This window comes from Streptococcus sp. GMD1S, assembly GCF_000296875.1.
GTDB lineage: Bacteria > Bacillota > Bacilli > Lactobacillales > Streptococcaceae > Streptococcus.
On the sequence record NZ_AJQY01000388.1, the window covers coordinates 1 to 857 of the forward strand.

Annotated in this window: 1 protein-coding gene; it reads left to right on the forward strand. The window is 47.5% G+C overall.

Annotated features, from left to right (window positions below; translation table 11 throughout):
* Positions 1-857, forward strand: an 857-nt coding sequence (locus tag GMD1S_RS10550; RefSeq protein ID WP_000341791.1) for a phenylalanine--tRNA ligase subunit beta, incomplete at both ends; no start/stop codon positions are given.

An 857-nucleotide genomic window follows, 5' to 3' on the forward strand; every position in this document is an offset into this window, starting at 1 on the left:
GAAATCATCGAACTTTCTATCACACCAAACCGTGCAGACGCTCTATCTATGCGTGGAGTAGCGTACGAAGTGGCAGCCATCTATGACAAGGCAGTCAACTTTAAAGAATTCAGTTTAATAGAAACAAATGAAGCTGCAGCAGATGCCCTTTCTGTCAGCATTGAAACAGACAAGGCGCCTTACTATGCAGCCCGTATCTTGGACAATGTGACCATCGCACCAAGTCCACAATGGTTGCAAAACCTTCTTATGAATGAAGGGATTCGTCCTATCAACAACGTTGTAGACGTGACCAACTATATCCTGCTCTACTTTGGTCAGCCTATGCATGCCTTTGACTTGGATACCTTTGAAGGGACTGACATCCGTGTGCGTGGAGCGCGTGCTGGTGAAAAATTAGTGACCTTGGACGGTGAAGAACGTGACTTGGAAACAAATGACCTAGTCATTACTGTCGCAGACAAGCCAGTAGCCCTTGCAGGTGTTATGGGTGGTCAAGCAACAGAAATCTCTGAAAATTCTAGTCGTGTTGTCCTTGAAGCGGCTGTTTTCAATGGCAAATCGATTCGCAAGACTAGCGGACGCCTCAATCTGCGTTCTGAATCATCTTCTCGCTTTGAAAAAGGCATCAATGTGGCAACTGTTAACGAAGCCCTTGATGCGGCAGCGAGCATGATTGCTGATCTTGCAGGTGCGACGGTGCGTAAGGGCATCGTTTCAGCAGGAGCGCTTGATACTTCTGATGTAGAAGTTTCTTCGACTCTGGCTGACGTTAACCGCGTCCTTGGTACGGAGCTTTCATATGCTGATGTGGAAGATGTCTTCCGTCGTCTTGGCTTTGGCCTTTCTGGCAATGC